A 21,804-nucleotide genomic window follows, 5' to 3' on the forward strand; every position below is an offset into this window, starting at 1 on the left:
CCTCAGGAGCGGGCCACCAGGTCCCGCAGCGCCTCGACGAGCCGGTCCACGTGCTCCTGCGTGCTCCCGATCCCGATCGAGGCCCGCACCGCGGAGGCCGTGTCGTCGTCGCAACCACCGTCGGCGGTCTCCAGCAGATGCCGGACGAACGGATGCGCGCAGAACTTCCCGTCGCGCACCCCGATGCCGTATTCGCTGGACAGCGCCTCGGCCACCTCGCGCGCCGAGTATCCGGCCACAGTGAAGGACACGATGCCGACCCGCGGATGATCATCCCCCCACAGTGACAGCTCCCGCACGCCCTCGATCGAGGCCAGCCCGGCCCGCAGCCGGGCGATCAGCCGCTCCTCCTCGCGGACCAGCGCGGTCCAGCCGGTGGCGGTGAGCGCGTCGCAGGCCGCGGCCAGGGCGATGGCGCCCAGCACGTTGGGGGTGCCCGCCTCGTGACGCGGCTCGGGGTCGTCGTGCCACTCTGCGCCCTCCCCGGCGGAGCCGACGGAGCGCACCGCGCCCCCGCCCTTCAGGTACGGCTCCCCCTCGGCCAGCCAGTCTCGCCGCCCGATCAGCACCCCGGCCCCGAACGGCGCGTACAGCTTGTGCCCCGAGAAGGCCACATAGTCCAGGTCGAGCGCGGTCAGGTTGAGCCGCCGATGCGGTACGAGCTGCGCCGCGTCCACCAGGATCCTGGCCCCGTGCCGGTGCGCGATGTGCGCCAGGGCCGCGATGGGCCACAGCTCGCCGGTGACGTTGGAGGCGGCGGTGACCACGAGCAGCTTCGGCCCCTCGATCCCGGCCAGCGCCTCGTCGGCGGCGCGGACGGCCTCGCCGGGGAAGGCGGGCGGCGCCAGCCGTACGGACCGCTCCCAGGGGAGGAGGGAGGCGTGGTGCTCGGTGTCGAAGACCACGGCGGTCGTGCCCGCGGGCAGGCAGCCGGCCAGCAGGTTCGTGGCGTCGGTGGTGTTGCGGGTGAAGATCACGGCGTCGTCGGTACGGGCGCCGACGAAGGCCCTGACGGTGTGGCGGGCCTGTTCGTACCGGGCGGTGGTGAGCTGGGAGGCGTAGCCGGCGCCGCGGTGGACGCTGGAGTAGGCCGGGAGCGCGGCGGCGACGGCGGCGCTGACCGGCTCCAGACAGGGCGCGCTGGCGGCGTAGTCGAGGTTGGCGTAGCCCACCAGCCTGCCGCCCTTGACCGGCACTTCGAGGTCGGCGCCCAGCACGGCGGGAATGGGCCGGGAAGTGGCGACGGCGGGGGCGGCGGTCGTCTCAAGGGCCGGGATGGCGTTGAAGATCGTCAGCGTGGACATGGCGAAGCTCCTCGGGTCATCGGACCCCTGGGAACAGCCACGGAGCCCGCGCTTGCCCGCCACACCTCGTGACGGACCAGGTCTTCACCCGGGGCACCCCGCCGCGGACGCGAGGGTTGCCGGCCAGCTAGCCGGGGCTTGTCGCTGGCACTCATGACCTACGTTCGAGACTATATACCAACACGAAACCTGCTCATCAACCTGCCGCCCCGACGAGGTGCGTGGCTTGCACCGTAGCGGCGGTCTGCTTGACAGATGCGACCTCTTGGTGGATTCGGCAAGCCGCGAACTTATGCGACTCCTGACTCGTTGCTACCGGAAACCCGTCAGCCATGAGTTATGGAGGTGCCCAGATGTTGGACTGGGTGGCCGACCCGCAGATCTGGATCGGCTTCTTCACCCTGGTCGCCCTGGAGATCGTGCTGGGGATCGACAACATCATTTTCATCTCCATCCTTGCCGGGAAACTGCCCCCCGAACAGCGGGACCGGGCACGGGTGCTCGGTCTGGCGGCGGCTCTCATCAGCCGGCTGCTCCTGCTGCTGGGGCTGTCGTGGGTGGTCCAGCTCACCGAGCCACTGTTCACGGTCCTCGGCCACGCGATCTCGGGACGTGACCTGATCCTGCTGCTCGGCGGGCTGTTCCTGCTGGGCAAGAGCGTCACGGAGATCCACCACAGCATGGAGGTCGCGGGCGACAAGAGTGGCAAGCAGGCGGCCGCCGCCTCCTTCGCCTCCGTGATCGTGCAGATCATGATCCTGGACGTCGTCTTCTCGCTCGACTCGGTCATCACCGCCGTCGGCATGGTCGACGAGCTCGGCGTGATGATCGCCGCCGTCGTGGTGGCGGTGCTGGTGATGCTGTTCGCCTCCGGGCCGATCAGCAGGTTCGTGGACAGCCACCCGAGCATCAAGATGCTGGCTTTGTCGTTCCTGGTGCTGATCGGCGTGGTGCTCGTCGCCGAGGGTCTCGACCAGCACATTCCCAAGGGCTACATCTACTTCGCGATGGCGTTCTCGGTGGTCGTGGAGCTGCTCAACATCCGGGTGCGCGGCAGGAACAACAAGCGGCAGGCAGAGGTCACTGAGCAGGAGGATCCCGCTTCTAAGATGAAATAGTGCGCTTTGATCCTTGGAATCCGGATTTCGTGGCTTACCCGTACCGGGTCTATGACGAGCTGAGACGCGACGCGCCCGTCTGCTACTTCGAGCCGACGGGCCAGTGGCTCATCTCCCGGCACGCCGACGTGAACGCGCTGCTCAGAGACCGCCGCCTGGGGCGGTCCTACCTGCACGTGGCCACGCACGAGGAGTTCGGCAAGCCGCCCGAGCCGGAGTTCCAGGAGCCGTTCTGGCGCGTGATCAGGGCGGGCATGCTCGACGTGGAGCCGCCGGTGCACACCAGGCTGCGCCGGCTGGTCTCCAGGGCGTTCACGCCGCGCATGGTCGAGTCGCTGCGCCCCCGCGTCCGGGCCATCGCCACGGGCCTGGTCGAGGCGTACGTGGACAAGGGCGGCGGCGACCTCATCGCCGAGGTCGCCGAGCCGCTCCCGGTGACGGTGATCGCCGAGATGCTCGGCATCCCCGGCCAGGACCGCCACCTGCTGCGCCCCTGGTCCGCCGACATCTGCGGCATGTACGAGCTCAACCCCTCCCCGGACGCCCAGCACACGGCCGTCCGCGCGGCCTCGGAGTTCGCCGGCTACCTCAAGGACCTGGCCGCGTGGCGGCGCGCGAACCCCGGCGACGACCTGGTCAGCGCGCTCGCCCAGATCGACGAGCTGACCGAGGACGAGTTGGTCGGCACCTGCGTCCTGCTGCTCAACGCCGGCCACGAGGCCACCGTGAACGTCACCGGCAACGGCTGGTGGTCGCTGTTCAGGAACCCCGCCGAGCTGGCCAGACTGCGCGCCGACCGCGCGCTGCTGCCCACGGCCGTCGAGGAGCTGATGCGCTGGGACACGCCGCTGCAGATGTTCGAGCGCTGGGTGCTGGAGGACATCGAGGTGCACGGCGTGCGCATCCCGCGCGGCGCCGAGGTGGCGCTGCTGTTCGGCTCGGCCAACCGGGACGAGGCGGTGTTCGAGGACCCCGACCGGCTCGACGTCGGTCGCGCCGACAACCCGCACATCTCCTTCGGTGCCGGCATCCACTTCTGCCTGGGCGCGCCGCTGGCCCGCATCGAGCTGATGGAGTCGTTCGGCGCGCTCCTGGACCGGGCGGCCACACTGGAACTGCGGCAGGACCCGGCCTGGAAGCCCGGCTACGTCATCAGGGGCCTGGAGTCGCTCGATCTCACCGTCGCCGGCTGACCCGGGCGAGGCCCAGCGTCGCCGGCCGAGCCGGCCGGGGTTCACCGTCGCTGGGTGAGCCAGCCGAAGCCGCCGAGCCCCGACGGATCGATCAGCTCGCCCTCCTCCGAGGCCCGCGCCAGCGCCTTGAGATAGCCGCGCGGATCTACCTGGGCCAGGTCGAGCGGCGGGCGGGCGCCGGTGATGCCCAGCTCCCGCAGCGCCTCGCGCTGTGTGGACAAGGTTGTGGATGAAGCACCGGCCTTCCGCCCGGCGTCCGCGCACGAGTCGAGCGCCACATGGGCGGTGATGTCGCAGGTCCCGTCAGGTACGGGCGCCACGACCGCCCCGTCGCGGTAACCGGTCAGCGTGCCGTGCAGCGGACGGTTGTCCACAGGGTGTGCATAATCGACCGCCACGGCCCGGCCTTCGGTGAGGCGTACCAGGACCGAGGCCCACGCCTGGTCGCGCGGCCGGCCGATCTCGGCCCGCGCGCCCACGCGGGACAGCGGCCACCACCGCTCCAGCCAGGCGCGGTCGGCCGGCCGCAACGGCCCGCCGAGACGCTCCTCGCCCGTGTGCACGTTGACCATGACCACCCGTGGCCCGTCGGCGGTCTGCTCGACCACGTCGAGCGGCACGTTGTCGAGCCACTCGTTGGCGATCGCCAGCCCGGTGATGTCGAGAGGCAGGCTCCTGGACCACTCGACCCGCTCGGGCAGGTCATCCGGCCTGGGGGAGAGATCGACGGCGGTGACGCGCAGCCGGTCGCGCAGCGCGGGCTTGGCGATGGACAGCACCTGGGTGACCAGAGCTCCGTCGCCCGCGCCGATGTCGACCAGGTCGAGCACGTCAGGCGTGCCGAGGTCGGAATCCACCTCCGCCAGCAACGTCAGGACCGCTTCGGCGAAGGCCGCCGAGGCACTGACGGAGGTGCGGAAGTGGCCTGACGGCCGTTCGCGGAGGTAGAAACCTTCGTCGCCGTACAGCGCGCGCTCCGTTGCGGCGCGCCAGGTGAGCCACATGCCTGGACTATCTCATGACTCGCGCTCGATACGCACCGTCGTCGAATGACTACTCAATGTGGCGAAGTTGCGGTAGCGTTTACCCGTTGTCATCGAACAGTCGCGTTCCGCCAACCCCCAATTGGCGGGCCGATCGTTCCCGCGCAGAAAAGCACCTGCGGCCCCAGGCCGCGAAACTGAGAGGAGCCCTCGTGCTGAAGAAGGTCATGGTCGTCACCGGAGCCGTCGCCATGCTGTCGCTGGCCGCCCCGGCGCACGCCGACATCACCAACGGCACCGGCGGCGTGATCTCCGGCAACCAGCTCTACTTCCCGATCACCGCCCCCGTCAACGTCTGTGGCAACGCCATCTCCGTCATCAGCGTGGTCGGCGGTGCGGTCGCGGGTTGCAAGGGCGGCGCCGTCGCCAACGTCAACAGGTACTGAGTCATGGATGAGCCCGGGCCGGCGCAGGCCGGCCCGGGCTCGGTCCTCCGGCCGGTCCGTCGGCGAACGGCGCGGCCGGCGCACCTCCAAGAGGTCGCACTCTTCACGGGCGTCGGGTCCGATCAGGACTCGGCGCCCGCCGCATGCATGAACCCCTCTCCTCATCTCTCCCGACAGGGGGTGCACTATTTGTATGCCCTTGTCGCTTTTGTCGTTAACTCAACGCGCGGCAAAACACCGGTCACGAACGCAGTCGCGCGTGCCCGTTACCCTGGTCGGCAGTGCCGTTATGTCTACAGGGGTGTGACGTCATGGACGCAGGGGATCGACCGGCACGCCTGACGGTCGGCGTGCTCGGGTCGGGCAAGGTCGGTTCGGCCCTCGGTGCCGCGTTGGCGCAGGCGGGACACCGGGTGGTGGCCGCGAGCGGAGTGTCGGACAATTCGCAGCGCTGGGCCTCCGAGCGGCTCGGCCTGGCGACGTCCAGACCGGACGAGGTGGTGGCCGCGGCGCAGCTCATCCTGCTCACCGTGCCCGACGACTCACTGCCCGACCTCGTCAACGGGCTCGCCACCACAGGCGCCGACCTGCGGGGCAAGATGCTGGTGCACACCAGCGGGGCCTACGGACTGTCCGTGCTCGAACCCGCCGCCAGGGCCGGCGCGCTGCCGCTCGCGCTGCATCCGGTGATGACGTTCACCGGCCGCAACGACGACCTCAACAAGCTCACCGGCATCTCCTACGGCGTGACCGCGCCCGACATGCTGCGCCCCGTCGCCGAGGCGCTGGTGATCGAGATGGGCGGCGAGCCGGTCTGGATCGCCGACGCCGACCGCCCGCTCTACCACGCGGCGCTGGCCCAGGCGGCCAACCACATGGTCACGCTCGTCGCGGAGTCGTCCGACCTGCTGCAGGGCATCGGGGTCGAGCACCCGGGCCGGATGCTGGGCCCGCTGCTCGGGGCCGCGCTCGACAACGTGCTGCGGCTGGGCATCGCCGGGCTCACGGGTCCTGTGGTGCGCGGCGACGCGGGCACCGTGCGCAAGCACGTCGACGCGCTGATCCTGGCCGCCCCCGAGGCCGCCGACGCCTATGTCGCGCTGGCCCGGCTCACGGCCGACCGGGCGCTGGCCGCCGGGTTGCTCAAACCGGAGGAGGCGGAGCGGCTCCTCGACGCGCTGGGGGGCAATATATGGACCTGACCGTCGCGTAGGAAGGGCATCCATGGATCTGATCGTCGCCAGGAACCGGGAAGACCTGGTCAAAGCACGCCGTGCCGGAACGGTGGCCCTGGTGCCGACCATGGGGGCGCTCCATGAGGGCCACCGGTCGCTGATCAGGCAGGCCCGCGTCCGCGCCGATCAGGTCGTGGTGAGCATCTTCGTCAACCCCCTGCAGTTCGGCCCAAGCGAGGATTTTTCCCGCTATCCGCGGACGTTCGACGCCGACCTCGACGTGTGCCGGGCCGAGGGAGCCGGTGTGGTGTTCCACCCGGCCGCCGAGGACATGTACGCCCCCGACCGCCAGGTCGCCGTCTCCGCCGGTGCGATGGGCGGCGTCGTCGAGGGCGCGTTCCGGCCGGGGCACTTCGACGGCGTGCTCACGGTCGTGCTCAAGCTGTTCAACCTGGTCCAGCCCGATCTCGCGGTCTTCGGCCAGAAGGACGCCCAGCAACTCGCCCTGATCCGCCGCATGGTCGCCGACCTCGACCTGCCGATCGCGATCCTGGGCGCGCCGACCGTACGCGAGCCCGACGGCCTGGCCCTGTCCAGCCGCAACCGCTACCTGTCCGACGACGACCGGCGGGTGGCGCTCGCGCTCTCGCGGGCCCTGCGGGCGGGCGCCGCCCGGCTCGCCCCGGCGGAGATCCGCGCGGCCGCGCGGGAGGTGCTCGACGAGGCCGGTCCCGCGCTCGACGTCGACTACCTGGCCCTGGTCGATCCGGCCACGTTCACGGAGGTGAACGAGACCTACGCGGGCCCGGCGGTGCTCGCGGTGGCCGCCAGGGTCGGTGCCACCCGGCTGATCGACAACGTCACCCTCACCTTGAATCCCGCCTGAGGCGAATTACCGTCAAGACATGACGGACGAGGAGTTACGGGACGAGCTGCTCCGGCGCATGGAGATGGACCAGGCGATGCGCGACCCGGCCAAGGGCATTCCCGGTGACAGGCGGCTCGCGCGGCTCCAGCGGCTCGACGAGGGCAACACCGCCTGGCTCTACTCCGTCGTGGTCACGCGTGGCTGGCCGCTGATCTCGCAGGTGGGGGAGCGGGCGGCGCGGGCGGGGTGGCTGCTGGCGCAGCACGCGACCTCCTCCGAGGTGCAGCGGCTGTTCCACAAGGTGATGGCCGACGCCGTGGAGTCGGACGAGGCCTCGCCGCGCGACTTCGCGTACCTGGAGGATCGTGTACGCGTGCGCTCCGGCCGCCCCCAGCTCTACGGCACCCAGTGGCACGACGGCGGGAACGGCCTGGAGCCGATGCCGATCGAGGAGCCCGACCTGATCGACGAGCGGCGCAGGGCCGTGGGACTGGAGCCGTTCGCCGACTACGAGGCGTTCATCAAGAAGAGCGACGGCCTCTGACCCCCCGGGGCATGCGCACGCCGCCTCAGGCGTTATCGTCATATTGACGAAATCATCCTGAGTAAGGAGAGCCCGATGAGCGCACCGGCGATTCCCCTGCGTCTGACCGCTCCCGCACCCGGCTGGACCGTCGAGGCGGACGTGGTCGTGGTGGGCTCCGGCATCGCGGGCCTGACCGTGGCCCTGCGCTACGCCGAGCTGGAGCCGGCGGCGAAGATCCTGGTCGTCACCAAGGACGTGCTCTCGTCGGGCTCGACCCGGTGGGCGCAGGGCGGGATCGCCGCCGTGCTCGACCCGCGTGACACCCCCGAGGAGCACCTGAACGACACGCTGCTCGCGGGCGTCGGGCTGTGTGACGTGGGGGCGGTGCGCACGCTGGTCACCGAGGGCCCCGACGCGCTGCGGCGGCTGATGGCGCGCGGCGCCCGGTTCGACCGGACCCCCGACGGGGAGCTCCAGCTCACCCGCGAGGGCGGGCACCGGCGGCGCCGGATCGTGCACGCGGGCGGCGACGCCACCGGCGCCGAGGTGCAGCGGGCGCTCGTCGAGGCCGTCCGCGCCGGGTCGATCGAGGTGATCGAGCACGCGCTGGTGCTCGACCTGCTGAAGGACGCCAAGGGCCGGGCCAGGGGCGTGACGCTGCACGTCATGGACGAGGGCGCGCGTGACGGGGTGGGCGCGGTGCACGCCAGGGCGGTGGTGCTGGCCACCGGCGGCATGGGCCAGGTCTACGCCGCCACCACCAACCCGGTGGTCTCCACCGGCGACGGCGTGGCCCTCGCGCTGCGGGCCGGGGCCGTGGTGCGCGACCTGGAGTTCGTCCAGTTCCATCCGACGGTGCTCTGGCTCGGCGAGGGGTCGACGGGGCAGCAGCCGCTGATCTCCGAGGCGGTCAGGGGCGAGGGCGCGTTCCTGGTCGACCACGAGGGCGAGCGGTTCATGACCGGCGTGCACGAGCTGGCCGACCTGGCGCCGCGCGACGTCGTGGCCAAGGCGATCATGCGGACGATACGCGAGACCGGCCGCGACCACGTCTTCCTGGACGGCCGCCACTTCGGGCGCGAGAAGTGGGAGACCCGCTTCCCGACGATCTACGCCGTCTGCCGCGAGCACGGCATCGACCCGGTCACCGAGCCGATCCCGGTGTCCCCGGCGGCCCACTACGCCAGCGGCGGCGTCCGTACGGACCTGCGCGGCCGTACCTCCATCGACGGCCTCTATGCCTGCGGCGAGGTCGCCTGCACCGGCGTGCACGGCGCCAACCGGCTCGCCTCGAACTCCCTGCTCGAAGGGCTCGTGTTCGCCGAGCGCATCGCCGAGGACGTCCACGCGGCGGCTCCCAGGCCCGGCGACCCGGTCGCCGGGCACGCCGCGTCCGGGCTGGTGGACCCGAGGGCCAGGGCCAGGATTCAGGGCCACATGAGCACCGGGGCGAGCGTGCTGCGCAGCCGCGAGTCGCTGGTGGCCACCGCCAGGGCGCTGCGCGACGCCCGCTGGACCCCCGTCGAGGTGCCGGCCTGCACCGAGTCCTGGGAGGCCACCAACCTGCTCACCGTCGCCACCGTCCTCACCGGCGCGGCGGCGGCCAGGCTGGAGACCCGGGGCTCACACTGGCGCGAGGACTACGGCACCCGCGACGACAACGAATGGCTGGGTCACCTGGACGTGACCCTGACCGAGGAGGGCCTCCGCATGACGTACACGCCTCATGGCGACGCGATGCCGCCGCGCCTGGCGCAGGAGCTCACCGCCGCCGGGCTGGACCCGGCCGAGGTGGACGCGCTGATCGGGCGGGCGCTGGAGGAGGACCTGCAGGAGGCGGGCGACGTGACGAGCCTGGCCACCATCCCCGCCGAGCAGCGCGCGGCGGCCGACGTGGTGGCGCGCAAGGACGGCGTCGTGGCGGGGCTGGCGGTGGCCGAGGCGGTGTTCGTGAAGCTGGGCGCGGCGCGTACCGAACGGCGGGCCAAGGACGGCGAGCGCGTGCGGGCGGGCGACGTGCTGATGACCGTGGAAGGGCCGGTGCGGGCCCTGCTGACCGCCGAGCGCACCGCGCTCAACCTGCTCACACACCTGTCCGGGGTGGCCACGCTGACCGGCAGGTGGGTCGAGGCGATCGCCGGTACGGGGGCGCGCGTGCGCGACAGCCGCAAGACGCTGCCCGGGCTGCGGTCGCTGGAGAAGTACGCGGTGCGCTGCGGCGGCGGTGTCAACCACCGGATGTCGCTGTCGGACGCCGCCCTGATCAAGGACAACCACGTGGTGGCGGCCGGCGGGGTGGCCGAGGCGTTCAGGGCGGTCAGGGAGCGTTACCCCGACCTGCCGATCGAGGTGGAGATCGACCGGCTCGACCAGTTGGAGGCCGTGCTCGACGAGGGTGCGGAGGAGATCCTGCTGGACAACTTCACGATCGAGGACACCTCGCAAGCCGTACAAGTCGTGAAAAATCGGGCGAAAAACAGGGTTGCGCTTGAAGCGAGCGGGGGATTGACCTTGGAATCGGCTCGTGATGTAGCGGAAACTGGCGTTGACTACCTTGCGGTGGGAGCGCTAACGCACTCAGCGCCGGCCCTTGACATCGCACTGGATCTGCGGGGGTAATTAATGCTGCTCACGATCGACGTCGGCAACACGCACACGGTGCTGGGGCTGTTCGAGGGTGAGGACGTCATCGAGCATTGGCGGCTGGCCACCGACGCCCGCCGCACCGCCGACGAGATCGCGGTCGTCCTGCAAGGGCTGCTGGCCCAGTCGCCCCTGCTCAAGGGGGCCGACATTGACGGGATCGCCATCTGTTCCACCGTGCCGAGCGTGCTCAACGAGATGCGCGAGATGACCCGCCGCTACTACGGCGACGTGACCGCGGTGATCGTGGAGCCGGGCATCCGCACCGGGGTGCCCGTCCGCATGGACAACCCCAAAGAGGTCGGCAGCGACCGCATCGTGAACGCGCTGGCCGCCATCGACCAGTACGGCGGCCCCTGCGTCATCGTCGACTTCGGCACCGCGACCTCGTTCGACGCGGTGTCGGCCAAGGGCGAGTACGTCGGCGCGGTCACCGCCCCCGGCATCGAGATCTCCGTCGACGCGCTGGCCGCGGCGGGGGCGCAGTTGCACAAGGTGGAGCTGGTCAGGCCGCGTTCGGTGATCGCCAAGAACACGGTCGAGGCCCTGCAGGCCGGCATCATCTACGGCTTCGCGGGCCAGGTGGACGGGATCGTGGAGCGGATGACGGCGGAGCTGGCCGACGACCCCGACGACGTGACCGTGGTGGCCACCGGCGGGCACGCGGCGCTGGTCGTGGGCGAGTCGCGCTCGATCGACGTACACGAGCCGTGGCTGACCCTCATCGGGCTGCGGCTGATCTACCACCGCAACACCACATGAGAACGAGCGGCCCCCCGCTCGGGTAAGGGGGCCGCTCGCGTATATGGAGACGTCACTCGCTCTCGGCGGTGTAGAGGTATTCCCAGCGGCCGCACTTGGTGGGGTGGCCACCGTTGGGGCCGATCTGGCACACCTTGGCGCGCAGGCTGTAGATGTCGTGCTCCTGGAAGGAGAACCGCTTGTAGCCGGGGAAGCCGCAGTACTTCTTGAAGTAGACCGGGGACCAGTCGTGGTCGAAGTCGCCGGCCTCGAACTTCACGAAAGCGCACTTGCCGCCCTGCCGGTAGGTACGGTCGTCCAGGTCGTAGAGGCGGCCGCGGACTGTGACCTCGTTGGACTCGCCATGGTGGTCCCAGTTGACGCCGACCCAGCCTTCGGCCTTGGCCAGCTCATACCGGGAGTGGACCGGACCCCAGGAGTCGGAGTAGTCGTCGTAGTCGGATGAGCTGGCGTTGGCGGCCGACGGCAGCGCCAAGGCCAGAGCGGTGGTCGCGGCGACGGCGAAGGCTCCGGTCGCGATCTTCTTGAACATCTTCTCTCCTTGAGCTCCCACTGGGCCGGCTCCCTACCGGCTCCCCCCTGAGCTCGTGAGATATTGGTAAGCGAGGGCTCTTGCAGCGGCCCTGCAGGGGGCCGACGAACCCTTGCAGCCCGCCATATCCCCTACCCTTTGATGTTGTGAGCGACGAACTTCCCGAGCAGATGCGCATCCGGAGGGAGAAGCTCGATCGCCTTCGCAGCGAAGGCGTCGACCCTTACCCGGTGAATTTCCCACGCACGGCGACCAATGCCGAGGTCAGGGAGAAATACCAGGGCCTGGAGCCCGACACCGCGACCGGTGACACGGTCGGGGTCGCGGGGCGCGTCATGCTCAACCGCGTGGGTGGCAAGCTCTGCTTCGCCACGCTCCGCGACGGCGGCGGCGACCTGCAGGTCATGATCTCCCTCGACAAGGTCGGCGAGGAGTCCCTGGCGAGCTGGAAGCGTGACGTCGACCTGGGCGACCACGTGGGCGTGACGGGCGAGGTCATCACCTCGCGCCGCGGGGAGCTGTCGATCCTGGCCGAGAGCTGGCAGATCACCTCCAAGTGCCTGCGCCCGCTGCCGGAGAAGCACGTCGGCCTCACCGACCCGGAGGCGCGGGTCCGCCAGCGCTACGTCGACCTCATCGTCAACGACGACGCGCGGAAGATGGCCCGCGTGCGCAGCGCCACGGTGCGCGCGGTGCGCGACTTCTGGCACGAGGAGGGCTACCTCGAGGTCGAGACGCCGATGCTGCAGCCGATCCACGGCGGCGCCACGGCCCGGCCTTTCAAGACCCACATCAACGCCTACAACATGGAGCTCTACCTTCGCATCGCGATCGAGCTCTACCTCAAGCGGCTCGTGGTGGGCGGGATCGAGAAGGTCTTCGAGGTCAACCGCAACTTCCGCAACGAGGGCGCTGACTCCACGCACAACCCCGAGTTCACCATGCTCGAGGCCTACGGCACCTATCTCGACTACAACGACATGGCCGACCTGACCCAGCGGATGTACCAGAAGGCCGTCCAGGCCGCCCTGGGCACCTCCGTGGTGGTGCACGACGGCGTCGAGGTCGACCTGGGCGTCGAGCGGTGGCCGCGGCTCCCGCTCTACGGCCTGGTCTCCGAGGCCGTCGGCGAGGAGATCACGACCGCCACCGGCCTGGAGGAGCTGCGCAAGATCGCCGATCGGCGCGAGATCCACTGGGACCCGAAGTGGGGCGCGGGCAAGCTCGTGCAGGAGCTGTTCGAGGCGCTCGTGGAGCACACGCTCGTGCAGCCCACGTTCGTCATGGACTACCCGCTGGAGACCTCGCCGCTGACCCGTCAGCACCGCGACAACCCGCTGCTCACCGAAAAGTGGGACCTGATCGGCTTCGGCACCGAGCTGGGCACCGCCTACTCCGAGCTGATCGACCCGATCGAGCAGCGCCGCCGCCTGGTCGAGCAGTCCCTGCTGGCCGCCGGTGGCGACGTGGAGGCCATGCAGCTCGACGAGGACTTCCTGCAGTCCCTCGAATACGCCATGCCGCCCACGGGTGGCGTGGGGGTGGGCATCGACCGGATGATCATGGCCTTCACCGGCAAGAACATCCGCGAGACCATCCTGTTCCCGCTGGTCAAGCCGACCTCCTGAGGCGCACGGGCAGCTCCGCCAGCCCGCGCAGCACCACATTCTGCTTGTACGGCGGCGCCGGATCGGCCAACTCCAGCCCCGGCGCCGCCCTGGCCAGCGCGGACAGCGCGATCTCGCCCTCCATCCTGGCCAGGGTCGCACCCAGGCAGAAGTGGATGCCGAGCCCGAAGGCGAAATGCCGGCCGGGCTCCCGGTCCACGTCGAAGCGGCCGGGATCGGGGAAGACGGCGGGGTCGCGATTGGCCGCGCCGATCAGCGCCATCACCGGCACGCCCTTGGGCACCGGCATGCCGCCGAGCTCCGTGTCCTCCAGCGCGACCCGGTGGGTGAGCTGTACCGGCGGGTCGTACCTCAGCACCTCCTCGACCACCTGTTTGGGCCGTTCGGCGGCCTGCCGCAGCAACCCGCGCCCGGCCAGGTGCAGCACGCCGTTGCCGATGAGGTTGACGGTCGTCTCGTGGCCGGCCACCAGCAGCAGCACGCAGGTTGCCAGCAGCTCCGCCTCGGTCAGCTCCTCGACGCGCGCCAGGGCGCTCAGAAGGTCGTCTCCGGGCCGCTCCCGTCGTAATGTGAGGAGCCCTCGGAAGTAGTCGCGAAACTCCCTTCCGGCCCGGCCGCTTTCCGATGCGAGCTCGTCTGTAAGCATCGGGTCAAGGCTGCGAGCCAAGCTCTGACTCCATCCGCGGAAGCGCTCGTGGTCCTCCGGTGGCACTCCGAGCATCTCGCTGATCACCATGATCGGCAGCGGGTAGGCCAAACCGGACATCAGGTCGGCCTCGTCCGCCAGCCCGCCGATCAGCCCGGCGGTGATCGCCTCGACGCGGGGGCGCAGGCGTTCGAGCATGCGCGGGGTGAAGGCCCTGCTGACCAGGGCGCGCAGCCTGGTGTGGTCGGGCGGGTCCAGCCAGAGGAACGATACAGCGGGCTGACCTGGCTCTCCGCTGTCCATCGACTCGGTGCCGCGGCCGAACCGGGGGTCGCGCAGGAGGGTCGTACAGAGCTCGTGGGTGGTGGCGACCAGCAGGCCGCCACGGGTCTGGATGATCGCGCCGCGCGCGCTCATCTCGCCATAACAGGCATAAGGATCACGCATAAATTCAGGATTGAACGGATCAAAACCCAGGACGTCCGCCGGGCTCATTGTTGCTCGATCCGTCGTGCCAGAAGGCTCTATGAGATCGCTCATCTGAGACCACGCTGTCCCGACATATGGCGAGTACGTCATATATAACGGATCATGTCAATAGTGCTCGTCAAGCACGCCGAATATCGTGCTTGACGACCTTTCCAAGATGCGTTTACCGTCTGCGAGGAGCAACTTTGGCCCTGTTGGGAGAGGCCCGAGTTCTGCTGTTGGGGGGGAGGGCTCCCGATGGATGTGCTCACTGAAGGCGTTGAGCTGAGCCATGCGGATTTGGCATTGCTGGCGGAGCTGGCCAAGGGAGTCACGGTCGATCGGGTGGGCAGACGTCTGGATATCAGCGGACGCACCGTACGCCGGAGATTACGGGGCATCTGCGACCGCATCGGCGTGGCCACGGCCATCGAGGCCGTGGCGTGGGCTGCCCGCCGTCAGTTGATTTAGCGAGCGGCGTTTTCGGTATCGGGGAGAGGTCGTATCAATCGGCGATGCGCACCGCGCCCGCGAACGGCCGCCGCTCGATCGAGGCGATCCGCACCACGTCACCCGTCTGCGGGGCGTGCACCATCATGCCGCCGCCGAGGTAGATGCCGACGTGGTGCAGGTCGTTGTAGAAGAACACCAGGTCGCCCGCCCGTAGCTCGGAGCGGTCGATGTGCCTGCCCGCGGTCCACTGGCTGCCGGTGTAGTGCGGCAGCGAGATGCCCACCTTCTGATAGGCGGCCATGACCAGGCCGGAGCAGTCGTAGGAGCCGGGACCTTCCGCGCCCCACACGTACGGCTTGAGCTGCTGCGTGAGCGCCCACCGCGCGGCCTGCGCCGCCTTGCCGCTGCCGACGACCGGCAGATTGACGCGCACGGCCCGGGTGCCGGGACGGCCCGCCTCGCCCAGGGCGCGCCGGTACAGGTTGCTCTCGACCGTCGTGACCAGCTTGGTGATCTTGTCGCGCTTGGCGCCGAGCTCGTTGACGAGCTTCTGGACCTCGGCGATGCGCGTCTTGGCGCCGGCTCTGGCCTGCTCGGCGGTCTCCCTGGCCTTGGTGACCTGGGCGACCTCCTCGCCCTGCTGCTGTTCGAGCGCGGCCGTGGTCGCGGCGCGGTTGAGGTAGGCCCCGGGGTCCTCGGACGAGGCGAAGGTCAGCATCCTGCCGAAGCCGCCGGTCATGTACGCGTTCTGGGCCAGCGCGACGGCCTTGGCGCGCTTGGCCTCGAAGTCGGCCTCACTCATCGACAGCGTCTTCTCGGCGGCGTCGGCGGCCTTCTTGGCGTTCTTGAGCTTCTCGCGCTGGTCGTTGTACTGCTCGGCCAGCGTCTCGATGTCGACGTGGAGCTTCTCGACCTGCTTGGCCATGTCCTGGAGCGAGGGCTTGGGATCCGCGGACGCCGAGCCGACGGGGATGGCGATCAGGAACGCGGCGACTGTGATACTCACCACACCGAAACGGCGCGGTCGCCGGGTCCGTTCATGAGGGCGGGCATGCCGGCCCGCCGTCTTCCCCCCACCGTCGAGCGTGCGCTTCACCAACCAGCTCCTCTCATCGACGCCTACCGGGTTAGCTGACGGGTTCGGGCCGGAGCAGCCCTACCGATTGACTCGGATTCACCCCAATGGCGGCTCTGGACCACCTGCGGTTCCCCGGCTCTCCTTGCGGAGATTGGGCGTGTTCCTCGCGCGACACGCGGGGAACATCGTCGCTGGACACTAATGCACTCCCGGTTCCTGCTCAACCAGAACTACCGAGTCTGTAGAGGTTTCACAACCGAAGGGTCACAAGGTGATCTCGTGCACGGCCGTGCAGAACAGGCTTTATGTCCCCTTTGTCCTTGCTTCTGCCCCGACGGAACCTCGCGCGGCGTGCGTGCCCATCTGGCCTCGTGATGTAACAAGATGGGGCAAGACATGGCAGTTTGGGCCGAGCCGTAATGAGATCTGTACTCTGGAGTGCCATGGAGCAGGTGGCCGAACTGACAGTGCCCGAGACCGCGGTCGTGGTCCGGCGTGCCCGCACGCCGGATGTGCGCACGGTCCGGCGCCTGGTGGACACCTATGCGGGCGCGGGCCCGCGGCTCCTGGAGAAGGCCACAGTGACCCTGTACGAGGACGTACAGGAGTTCTGGGTGGCCGAACTGGACGGGCAGGTCGTCGGCTGCGGCGCCCTTCACGTGCTGTGGGAGGACCTCGCCGAGGTGCGCACCGTGGCCGTGGACCCCGAGTGCCGGGGTAGGGGCGTCGGCTATCGAATCGTCTCGGCGCTGATCCAGCAGGCGAAGGATCTGGGGCTGAGACGTGTATTCTGTCTGACTTTTGAGGTCGACTTCTTCGCGAGGCACGGCTTTCGCCCGATACAGGGCACACCGGTCTCACCCGAGGTGTACGCCGAACTGCTGGCCTCGTACGACGAGGGTGTGGCGGAGTTCCTCGACCTGGAACACGTCAAGCCGAACACCCTGGGCAACACCCGCATGCTCCTCCATCTGACATCGGGTGACGCGGACCTTGACCATTTGGAAAGGTGATTGTTGATACCTATGTCGATACGTTGGGCAGCACAGGCATGTGTCCTGACACGTGCCACATGCGCACTCGAAGCGAGGTGACACGGTGAGCACCGGACAGCCGCCGTATCCACAGGACGAATCCGGCGAGAACTCTGCGCCTGGCACTCCCCACTACGGGCAGCAGAACGCGGGCCGCCACCAGGGCGAGCCGGATCCCGACGTCACTGTGGTCGGCTACCGGGCGGACGATGCCTACGGGCAACAGCCCCCATACGGCCAGCAGGGCTACGGCCAGCAGCAGCAGGGTTATGGCCAGCAAGGCTATGGCCAGCAGCAGCAGGGCTACGGCCAGCAGGGCTACAACCAGCAGCAGCCGCAGTACGGGCAGCAGCCCCAGTCGGGTCAGCAGGGCTACGGCCAGCAGCCCCAGTACGGGCAGCAGCAGCAGTCCCAGCCCGACTACGGCCAGCAGCAATATGGTCAGCAGCCGCAGTCCCAGCCGGACTACGGTCAGCAATATGGCGCGGCGGGGCAGCAGGGCTACGGCCAGCAGCCCCAGTCGGGCCAGCAACAGGGTTACGGCCAGCAACAGGGCTACGGGCAGCAGCCTCAGTCGGGCCAGCAGGGCTATGGGCAGCAGCAGCCCGATTACGGGCAGCAGCAGGGCTATGGCCAGCAGCAGCAGCCCGACTATGGGCAGCAGCAGGGCTACGGCCAGCAGCAGCAGTCGCAGCCTGGCTACGGTCAGCAGGACTACGGCCAGCAGCAGGGCTATGGCCAGCAGCCTCAGTCGGGCCAGCAGGGCTATGGGCAGCAGCAGCCGTCCCAGCCCGGCTACGGTCAGCAGCACGGCTATGACCAGCAACAGCAGGGTTACGCCCAGCAGGGCTATGGCCAGCAACAGGGCTACGACCAGCAGTACGGTGCGGCCTACGGCCAGCAGCAGCAGGGCTACGGCCAGCCCGCCTACGGGCAGCAGTTCGGCAAGCCGGTCGGCGTGCAGCCGCCCGGTGCCCCGGCACCGCTGGCCGAGTGGTGGCAGCGGCTGGTGGCCAGGATCATCGACGGCGTCATCTTCGGCGTCGTGATGACCCTGGTGTCGATCGTCCTCGCCCCGCTGTATCCGTCCTACAGCTCGATCACCGGGCTGACCTCCGGGATCACGTTCGGCCTTCTGTACTACCTGGTCTACTCGATCGTGCTGTTCCTGATCTATGTCGCCTACGACACCATCCTGGTCAAGCTGAAGGGCCAGACCGTGGGCAAGATGGTCATGGGCATCAAGGTCGTCCAGGTCGGGGGCCACGTCCAGCCTGACGGCCTGCCGAACGACGTGTCGCTCAAGCGGGCGCTCGTCACGGTGGGCGGCTACATCTTCTACTGGGTGCCGATCGTCGGAACCCTGATCGCGGGCGTCGCCTACGCCCTCAACGGAGCCTCGCAGCTCTGGGACAAGCCGCTGCAGCAGACCTTCGCCGACAAGTTCGCGAAGACCGTGGTGGTCAAGATCAAGTAGTCCTCGGACACTTGAACATAGGGGCCGGCTTCCGCCGGCCCCTATGTTTTGTCCCCACGGCCGTACCAAAATGAGGAGACCGGAGCCGTCGATGACGCGAGGTGGGGCATATGGCCGGCACACCGTCCCGGGTGGAGGCTCCGCCCGCGGAATGGTGGGAACGGCTTGCCGCCCGGCTGATTGAAGCGCTCGTCTTCGGGGTCTTCTATTACATTCTGTTCATAACGCTCTGGGGCATCTTCCGAACTGTCGGGATGCCGGAGGCGTTCGGCGGGCGGCTGGCCGGCGTACTCGCGTGGGCGGTGGCCGGGCTGGGTTATGCGGGCTACGACTGGTGGGCGCATTCCCGGCATGGGCGGACGTTCGGTAAGGCGATCATGAGGATTCGCCTGGCGCCGGGTGACGTACCGCCCCGTACTCTGCTGAAACGGACCCTCGTCTATCCGGCGCCCCTCATGCTGATGGGCATTCCGATCGTCAATCTGCTGGCCGGAATGTTGCTGTTCGGCGTCGGGTTCCTCATCCTGATCGACAAGCCGCTGGAGCGCGGGGTGCACGACAGGGTCGCCGGAACACGGGTGGTAAAAGATCTTCGCTGAGCCATCCGTACCTGGGCGGATGCCTTTTCGCAAAATTTTCGCTTGATCCGGTAAGGAGCCTGGAGAGACTGGCATTAGGCTATGGGGCGTCCGGGTTGCCGGATGTTGGCGTCCCTGTGACGCGCAGGGCATCTGTGTGCCGCTATGGTCGGGTGCGGGTGGTTGTCGCCTGTGTGCTCATGCGGAGCCCGCTCCGTGGTCGCGCTCCCAGCGCTTATTGAGCCACCGAAACCCCGCTAGCCGTGGAGGCGAGGACGAATGGAAGCCCTTACAGACGTATTGTCAGCGCTCATCCCCCCGGTGGTGGTGGGTGGAGCCTTCGTCTTTGGCGTAGTGAAGTTGGTCCGGTCGGAGGCTGTCGGGGGCCGGCGAAACCGCGAGGATCAGCCCGAGGGGCAGAACTGATCGGCTAGTCAGCCGAATCCCCGTAGCGCTGAATTGTCTCCACGCCTTTCCGGGTATATGTTTGGGCAGGCGAATGAAACAATGCTCCGCGAAAGGATTGCGTAGATGGCCAAGCAGATCCAGGAGATTCTCATCGATGACCTCGATGGGGGCGAGGCCAATGAGACGGTCAGCTTCGCTATTGACGGCTCCTCCTATGAGATTGACCTCAGCGACCTTAACGCGAAGAAGCTGAGGGACGCGCTCACGCCTTTCGTGCAGCACGCGCGCAGGGCGGGTGCCGTGGCCACGCGTCGTCGCGGCCGGGGCGGAAACCGTGCGATGAGCCGCGAGAAGAGCTCGGAGATCCGGCAGTGGGCCAAGGCTCACGGCCTGCCGGTCAGCGAGCGCGGCCGCATCGCCTCCACCGTGGTGGAGAAGTACGAAGCGGCTCACTAAGGAGCCATCTCTCGACCATGCGCTTATGCCGTTCGCCTTGGACCCCGGCGGCCGCCATAAGCGCATGATCGTTTCGGCGGCGTTCTGAAATTACGGTACGTCACCGACGAGGATCTCTAGATCGCCCATATGTGGGCGTTTTGGGCAGGCGTTCCGGTCCAACCCCCGGCACCGTTTCGCCGCCGAACGCTCACATATGTGACGGCGCCACAGTCGGGGCGCCCGAATGCCGTGTGAGGCGGCCATACCTCATTCAACGTACGCTCCACGCGGGTTGCCGCATTGCTTTGGAGCTCTCCCTACGGCGGCCACCGCGTCCATGGAACGGGCCATCGCGGAAATCAGGACGCGGTTAAGCCGAGTGCGATCTTCACGCGTTGTAGCGCTTAACCCGGTTCCCCGGCGCCGGAAACCCCGGCTGCGTAGGATGTGCGGCGCCGGATAACCCCTTCCTGATGATGCGCCGGGGCGGGGCATAACCCGCGAGTGATGCGGCGAGGCGGGCATAACCCGCGAGCGTGAGCATGCCTCGCACAATGCCGCTACTCCCGGCGTGACCGCACAATGCCGTCGCCCCGCAAGTTGCACCGCGCGTTGCGATTGCTGTGCACGTGCAAGTTCGTGGATCTCGCGAATGAGGGCCCGGCGTCTCATAGTGCGGGATGCGGTCGGTAACCCGGCTGACCGGATGCGGATTACCGTGAGTAAGGACCGGCGGGCCTAACAAGCCGTGGGGCCGGGTGGCGATCCGTGCCGCGTTGTGCTCAGGGCGTAGCGCGTTCGCTTGGCCAACGTTTGCGTCGGGGCATAGGGTGATTACAGATACGGACGTGGCATCTCGGATGCGCGGGCGAAGGGCGTCCCCGGAGCCGGCTCACCGCCTCAAGCGTCCGATGGGCCGGCCCGTGTTGATCTGCGCACGCCGTGGCGGCAATTCGCAGCCGCTTCCGCGAAGCGGCCTAAACATCGTTCGCTTGCGGCGTATCGGGAACACGTCACCCCCGAACAGTAGTTGGATGGAGGGTGAACGCCCTGCTCTCGGGGAACGTGTCTGCTATAGAGCGTGTCAGCGGCAGTGGGCACGGTTCGCCGAGCCAGGGCTAGCATGCGGGAGGACGGGACCGGATTTACCGGCCTGACTGACCGCTCTGTGAGGAGCGACGAGATGTTCGAGAGGTTCACCGACCGAGCGAGGCGTGTTGTCGTCTTGGCCCAAGAAGAGGCCAGGATGCTCAACCACAACTACATCGGCACTGAGCACATTCTTCTTGGTTTGATCCACGAAGGTGAGGGCGTAGCCGCCAAGGCTCTGGAGAGCCTCGGCATCAGCCTTGAGGGTGTGCGCCAGCAGGTCGAGGAGATCATCGGCCAGGGCCAGTCGGCTCCGTCGGGGCACATTCCGTTCACCCCGCGGGCCAAGAAGGTCCTCGAGCTGTCGCTCCGTGAGGCTTTGCAGCTGGGTCACAACTACATCGGCACCGAGCACATCCTGCTCGGGCTCATCCGCGAGGGTGAGGGTGTGGCGGCCCAGGTGCTGGTCAAGCTTGGAGCTGATCTCAACCGTGTCCGGCAGCAGGTCATCCAGCTGCTCCACGGTTACCAGGGCAAGGAGCCGGCCGCGGCGGGCGGTCCGCAGGAGTCGGCGCCGTCGACCTCCCTGGTGCTCGACCAGTTCGGCCGTAACCTGACCCAGGCGGCCCGTGAGGGCAAGCTGGACCCGGTGATCGGTCGTGAGAAGGAGATCGAGCGGGTCATGCAGGTCCTCTCGCGGAGGACCAAGAACAACCCGGTGCTGATCGGCGAGCCCGGCGTCGGCAAGACCGCCGTCGTGGAGGGGCTGTCGCAGAAGATCGTGCGCGGTGAGGTGCCCGAGACGCTGAAGGACAAGCAGCTTTACACGCTTGACCTGGGCGCGTTGGTGGCCGGTTCGCGTTACCGCGGTGATTTCGAAGAGCGGCTGAAGAAGGTGCTCAAGGAGATCCGCACGCGTGGCGACATCATTTTGTTCATCGACGAGTTGCACACGCT

20 protein-coding genes and 2 riboswitches are annotated in these 21,804 nt (G+C 68.5%); of the genes, 15 read left to right on the forward strand and 5 right to left on the reverse strand.

What is annotated here, in order from left to right:
* Positions 1-2 precede the first annotated feature (2 nt).
* Positions 3-1,304 carry an aminotransferase class V-fold PLP-dependent enzyme gene (locus C4V41_RS19610; protein ID WP_103957290.1) on the reverse strand — a complete coding sequence of 434 codons (1,302 nt, stop codon included), beginning with the start codon at positions 1,302-1,304 and terminating at the stop codon, positions 3-5.
* Between the two features lie 43 nt (positions 1,305-1,347).
* A riboswitch (SAM riboswitch) is annotated at positions 1,348-1,463 on the reverse strand.
* Positions 1,464-1,657: 194 nt separating this feature from the next.
* Between C4V41_RS19610 and C4V41_RS19615 the strand changes: the two genes are divergently transcribed.
* Both C4V41_RS19615 and C4V41_RS19620 read left to right on the forward strand, forming a co-directional pair.
* The gene (locus tag C4V41_RS19615) at positions 1,658-2,422 is read left to right on the forward strand and encodes a TerC family protein (RefSeq protein WP_103957291.1); all 765 of its coding nucleotides are present in this window, start codon (positions 1,658-1,660) and stop codon (positions 2,420-2,422) included.
* Positions 2,422-3,615: a cytochrome P450 gene (locus C4V41_RS19620; protein WP_103957292.1), complete on the forward strand. Its 1,194-nt coding sequence runs from the start codon at positions 2,422-2,424 to the stop codon at positions 3,613-3,615. Before C4V41_RS19615 ends, C4V41_RS19620 begins: the two co-directional genes overlap by 1 nt.
* A 41-nt stretch (positions 3,616-3,656) precedes the next feature.
* On the opposite strand, the gene C4V41_RS19625 is transcribed toward C4V41_RS19620, so the two are convergent.
* The gene (locus tag C4V41_RS19625) at positions 3,657-4,619 is read right to left on the reverse strand and encodes an SAM-dependent methyltransferase (RefSeq protein WP_103957293.1); all 963 of its coding nucleotides are present in this window, start codon (positions 4,617-4,619) and stop codon (positions 3,657-3,659) included.
* Positions 4,620-4,810: 191 nt separating this feature from the next.
* On the opposite strand from C4V41_RS19625, the gene C4V41_RS19630 reads away from it, so the two are divergent.
* The 6 genes from C4V41_RS19630 to C4V41_RS19655 all read left to right on the forward strand — a co-directional run bounded on the left by C4V41_RS19630 (position 4,811) and on the right by C4V41_RS19655 (position 11,018).
* The gene (locus tag C4V41_RS19630; RefSeq protein ID WP_200824077.1) at positions 4,811-5,044 is read left to right on the forward strand and encodes a chaplin family protein; all 234 of its coding nucleotides are present in this window, start codon (positions 4,811-4,813) and stop codon (positions 5,042-5,044) included.
* A gap of 311 nt (positions 5,045-5,355) precedes the next feature.
* A complete protein-coding gene (locus C4V41_RS19635; protein WP_103957294.1) occupies positions 5,356-6,246 on the forward strand; it encodes a Rossmann-like and DUF2520 domain-containing protein in 891 nt (296 codons plus the stop codon).
* 22 nt (positions 6,247-6,268) lie between these two features.
* Entirely contained in the window at positions 6,269-7,105 is an 837-nt protein-coding gene (gene panC, locus C4V41_RS19640) for a pantoate--beta-alanine ligase (RefSeq protein WP_103957295.1), read from the forward strand.
* Positions 7,106-7,124: 19 nt separating this feature from the next.
* The gene (locus C4V41_RS19645; protein ID WP_103957296.1) at positions 7,125-7,631 is read left to right on the forward strand and encodes a DUF6624 domain-containing protein; all 507 of its coding nucleotides are present in this window, start codon (positions 7,125-7,127) and stop codon (positions 7,629-7,631) included.
* Positions 7,632-7,706: 75 nt separating this feature from the next.
* On the forward strand, positions 7,707-10,232 hold the full coding sequence (locus C4V41_RS19650; protein WP_103957297.1) for an L-aspartate oxidase: 2,526 nt from the start codon (positions 7,707-7,709) through the stop codon (positions 10,230-10,232).
* 3 nt (positions 10,233-10,235) lie between these two features.
* A complete protein-coding gene (locus C4V41_RS19655) occupies positions 10,236-11,018 on the forward strand; it encodes a type III pantothenate kinase (protein WP_103957298.1) in 783 nt (260 codons plus the stop codon).
* A gap of 52 nt (positions 11,019-11,070) precedes the next feature.
* Here C4V41_RS19655 and C4V41_RS19660 read toward each other — a convergent pair whose 3' ends face one another.
* Positions 11,071-11,550, reverse strand: a complete 480-nt coding sequence (locus C4V41_RS19660; protein WP_103957299.1) for a hypothetical protein — start codon at positions 11,548-11,550, stop codon at positions 11,071-11,073.
* 170 nt (positions 11,551-11,720) lie between these two features.
* Between C4V41_RS19660 and lysX the strand changes: the two genes are divergently transcribed.
* Entirely contained in the window at positions 11,721-13,178 is a 1,458-nt protein-coding gene (gene lysX / locus C4V41_RS19665) for a bifunctional lysylphosphatidylglycerol synthetase/lysine--tRNA ligase LysX (RefSeq protein ID WP_235030252.1), read from the forward strand.
* Here lysX and C4V41_RS19670 read toward each other — a convergent pair.
* Positions 13,162-14,271, reverse strand: a complete 1,110-nt coding sequence (locus C4V41_RS19670) for a cytochrome P450 (RefSeq protein ID WP_235030230.1) — start codon at positions 14,269-14,271, stop codon at positions 13,162-13,164. The two genes, lysX and C4V41_RS19670, sit on opposite strands and share 17 nt — an antisense overlap.
* Positions 14,272-14,550: 279 nt before the next feature.
* Between C4V41_RS19670 and C4V41_RS19675 the strand changes: the two genes are divergently transcribed.
* The gene (locus C4V41_RS19675) at positions 14,551-14,763 is read left to right on the forward strand and encodes a LuxR C-terminal-related transcriptional regulator (RefSeq protein WP_043615366.1); all 213 of its coding nucleotides are present in this window, start codon (positions 14,551-14,553) and stop codon (positions 14,761-14,763) included.
* Positions 14,764-14,797: 34 nt separating this feature from the next.
* On the opposite strand, the gene C4V41_RS19680 is transcribed toward C4V41_RS19675, so the two are convergent.
* Complete coding sequence (locus C4V41_RS19680) at positions 14,798-15,751, reverse strand: C40 family peptidase (RefSeq protein ID WP_235030231.1); 954 nt, start codon at positions 15,749-15,751, stop codon at positions 14,798-14,800.
* Between the two features lie 95 nt (positions 15,752-15,846).
* A riboswitch (cyclic di-AMP (ydaO/yuaA leader) is annotated at positions 15,847-15,991 on the reverse strand.
* 275 nt (positions 15,992-16,266) lie between these two features.
* On the opposite strand from C4V41_RS19680, the gene C4V41_RS19685 reads away from it, so the two are divergent.
* The 5 genes from C4V41_RS19685 to C4V41_RS19705 form a co-directional block, all read left to right on the forward strand.
* Complete coding sequence (locus C4V41_RS19685; RefSeq protein WP_200824078.1) at positions 16,267-16,836, forward strand: amino-acid N-acetyltransferase; 570 nt, start codon at positions 16,267-16,269, stop codon at positions 16,834-16,836.
* A gap of 85 nt (positions 16,837-16,921) precedes the next feature.
* Positions 16,922-18,334, forward strand: coding sequence for an RDD family protein (locus C4V41_RS19690; protein ID WP_146103715.1), 1,413 nt, complete (start codon positions 16,922-16,924; stop codon positions 18,332-18,334).
* Positions 18,335-18,444: 110 nt separating this feature from the next.
* The gene (locus C4V41_RS19695) at positions 18,445-18,933 is read left to right on the forward strand and encodes an RDD family protein (RefSeq protein WP_103957303.1); all 489 of its coding nucleotides are present in this window, start codon (positions 18,445-18,447) and stop codon (positions 18,931-18,933) included.
* A gap of 510 nt (positions 18,934-19,443) precedes the next feature.
* On the forward strand, positions 19,444-19,776 hold the full coding sequence (locus tag C4V41_RS19700; RefSeq protein ID WP_103957304.1) for a histone-like nucleoid-structuring protein Lsr2: 333 nt from the start codon (positions 19,444-19,446) through the stop codon (positions 19,774-19,776).
* 1,165 nt (positions 19,777-20,941) lie between these two features.
* Positions 20,942-21,804, forward strand: an 863-nt coding sequence (locus C4V41_RS19705; protein WP_146103716.1) for a Clp protease N-terminal domain-containing protein, incomplete at its 3' end; no start/stop codon positions are given.

Source organism: Nonomuraea solani, assembly GCF_900108335.1.
In the GTDB taxonomy this organism is placed as follows: Bacteria; Actinomycetota; Actinomycetes; order Streptosporangiales; family Streptosporangiaceae; genus Nonomuraea; species Nonomuraea solani.

Excerpts from the sequence above, each read along its gene's own strand:
- C4V41_RS19610 (WP_103957290.1), bottom strand. The coding sequence starts at position 1,304 with ATGTCCACGCTGACGATCTTCAACGCCATCCCGGCCCTTGAGACGACC.
- C4V41_RS19615 (WP_103957291.1), top strand. The coding sequence starts at position 1,658 with ATGTTGGACTGGGTGGCCGACCCGCAGATCTGGATCGGCTTCTTCACC.
- C4V41_RS19625 (WP_103957293.1), bottom strand. The coding sequence starts at position 4,619 with ATGTGGCTCACCTGGCGCGCCGCAACGGAGCGCGCGCTGTACGGCGAC.
- C4V41_RS19635 (WP_103957294.1), top strand. The coding sequence starts at position 5,356 with ATGGACGCAGGGGATCGACCGGCACGCCTGACGGTCGGCGTGCTCGGG.
- panC (WP_103957295.1), top strand. The coding sequence starts at position 6,269 with ATGGATCTGATCGTCGCCAGGAACCGGGAAGACCTGGTCAAAGCACGC.
- C4V41_RS19645 (WP_103957296.1), top strand. The coding sequence starts at position 7,125 with ATGACGGACGAGGAGTTACGGGACGAGCTGCTCCGGCGCATGGAGATG.
- C4V41_RS19650 (WP_103957297.1), top strand. The coding sequence starts at position 7,707 with ATGAGCGCACCGGCGATTCCCCTGCGTCTGACCGCTCCCGCACCCGGC.
- C4V41_RS19655 (WP_103957298.1), top strand. The coding sequence starts at position 10,236 with ATGCTGCTCACGATCGACGTCGGCAACACGCACACGGTGCTGGGGCTG.
- C4V41_RS19660 (WP_103957299.1), bottom strand. The coding sequence starts at position 11,550 with ATGTTCAAGAAGATCGCGACCGGAGCCTTCGCCGTCGCCGCGACCACC.
- lysX (WP_235030252.1), top strand. The coding sequence starts at position 11,721 with ATGCGCATCCGGAGGGAGAAGCTCGATCGCCTTCGCAGCGAAGGCGTC.
- C4V41_RS19670 (WP_235030230.1), bottom strand. The coding sequence starts at position 14,271 with ATGCGTGATCCTTATGCCTGTTATGGCGAGATGAGCGCGCGCGGCGCG.
- C4V41_RS19675 (WP_043615366.1), top strand. The coding sequence starts at position 14,551 with ATGGATGTGCTCACTGAAGGCGTTGAGCTGAGCCATGCGGATTTGGCA.
- C4V41_RS19685 (WP_200824078.1), top strand. The coding sequence starts at position 16,267 with ATGGAGCAGGTGGCCGAACTGACAGTGCCCGAGACCGCGGTCGTGGTC.
- C4V41_RS19695 (WP_103957303.1), top strand. The coding sequence starts at position 18,445 with ATGGCCGGCACACCGTCCCGGGTGGAGGCTCCGCCCGCGGAATGGTGG.
- C4V41_RS19700 (WP_103957304.1), top strand. The coding sequence starts at position 19,444 with ATGGCCAAGCAGATCCAGGAGATTCTCATCGATGACCTCGATGGGGGC.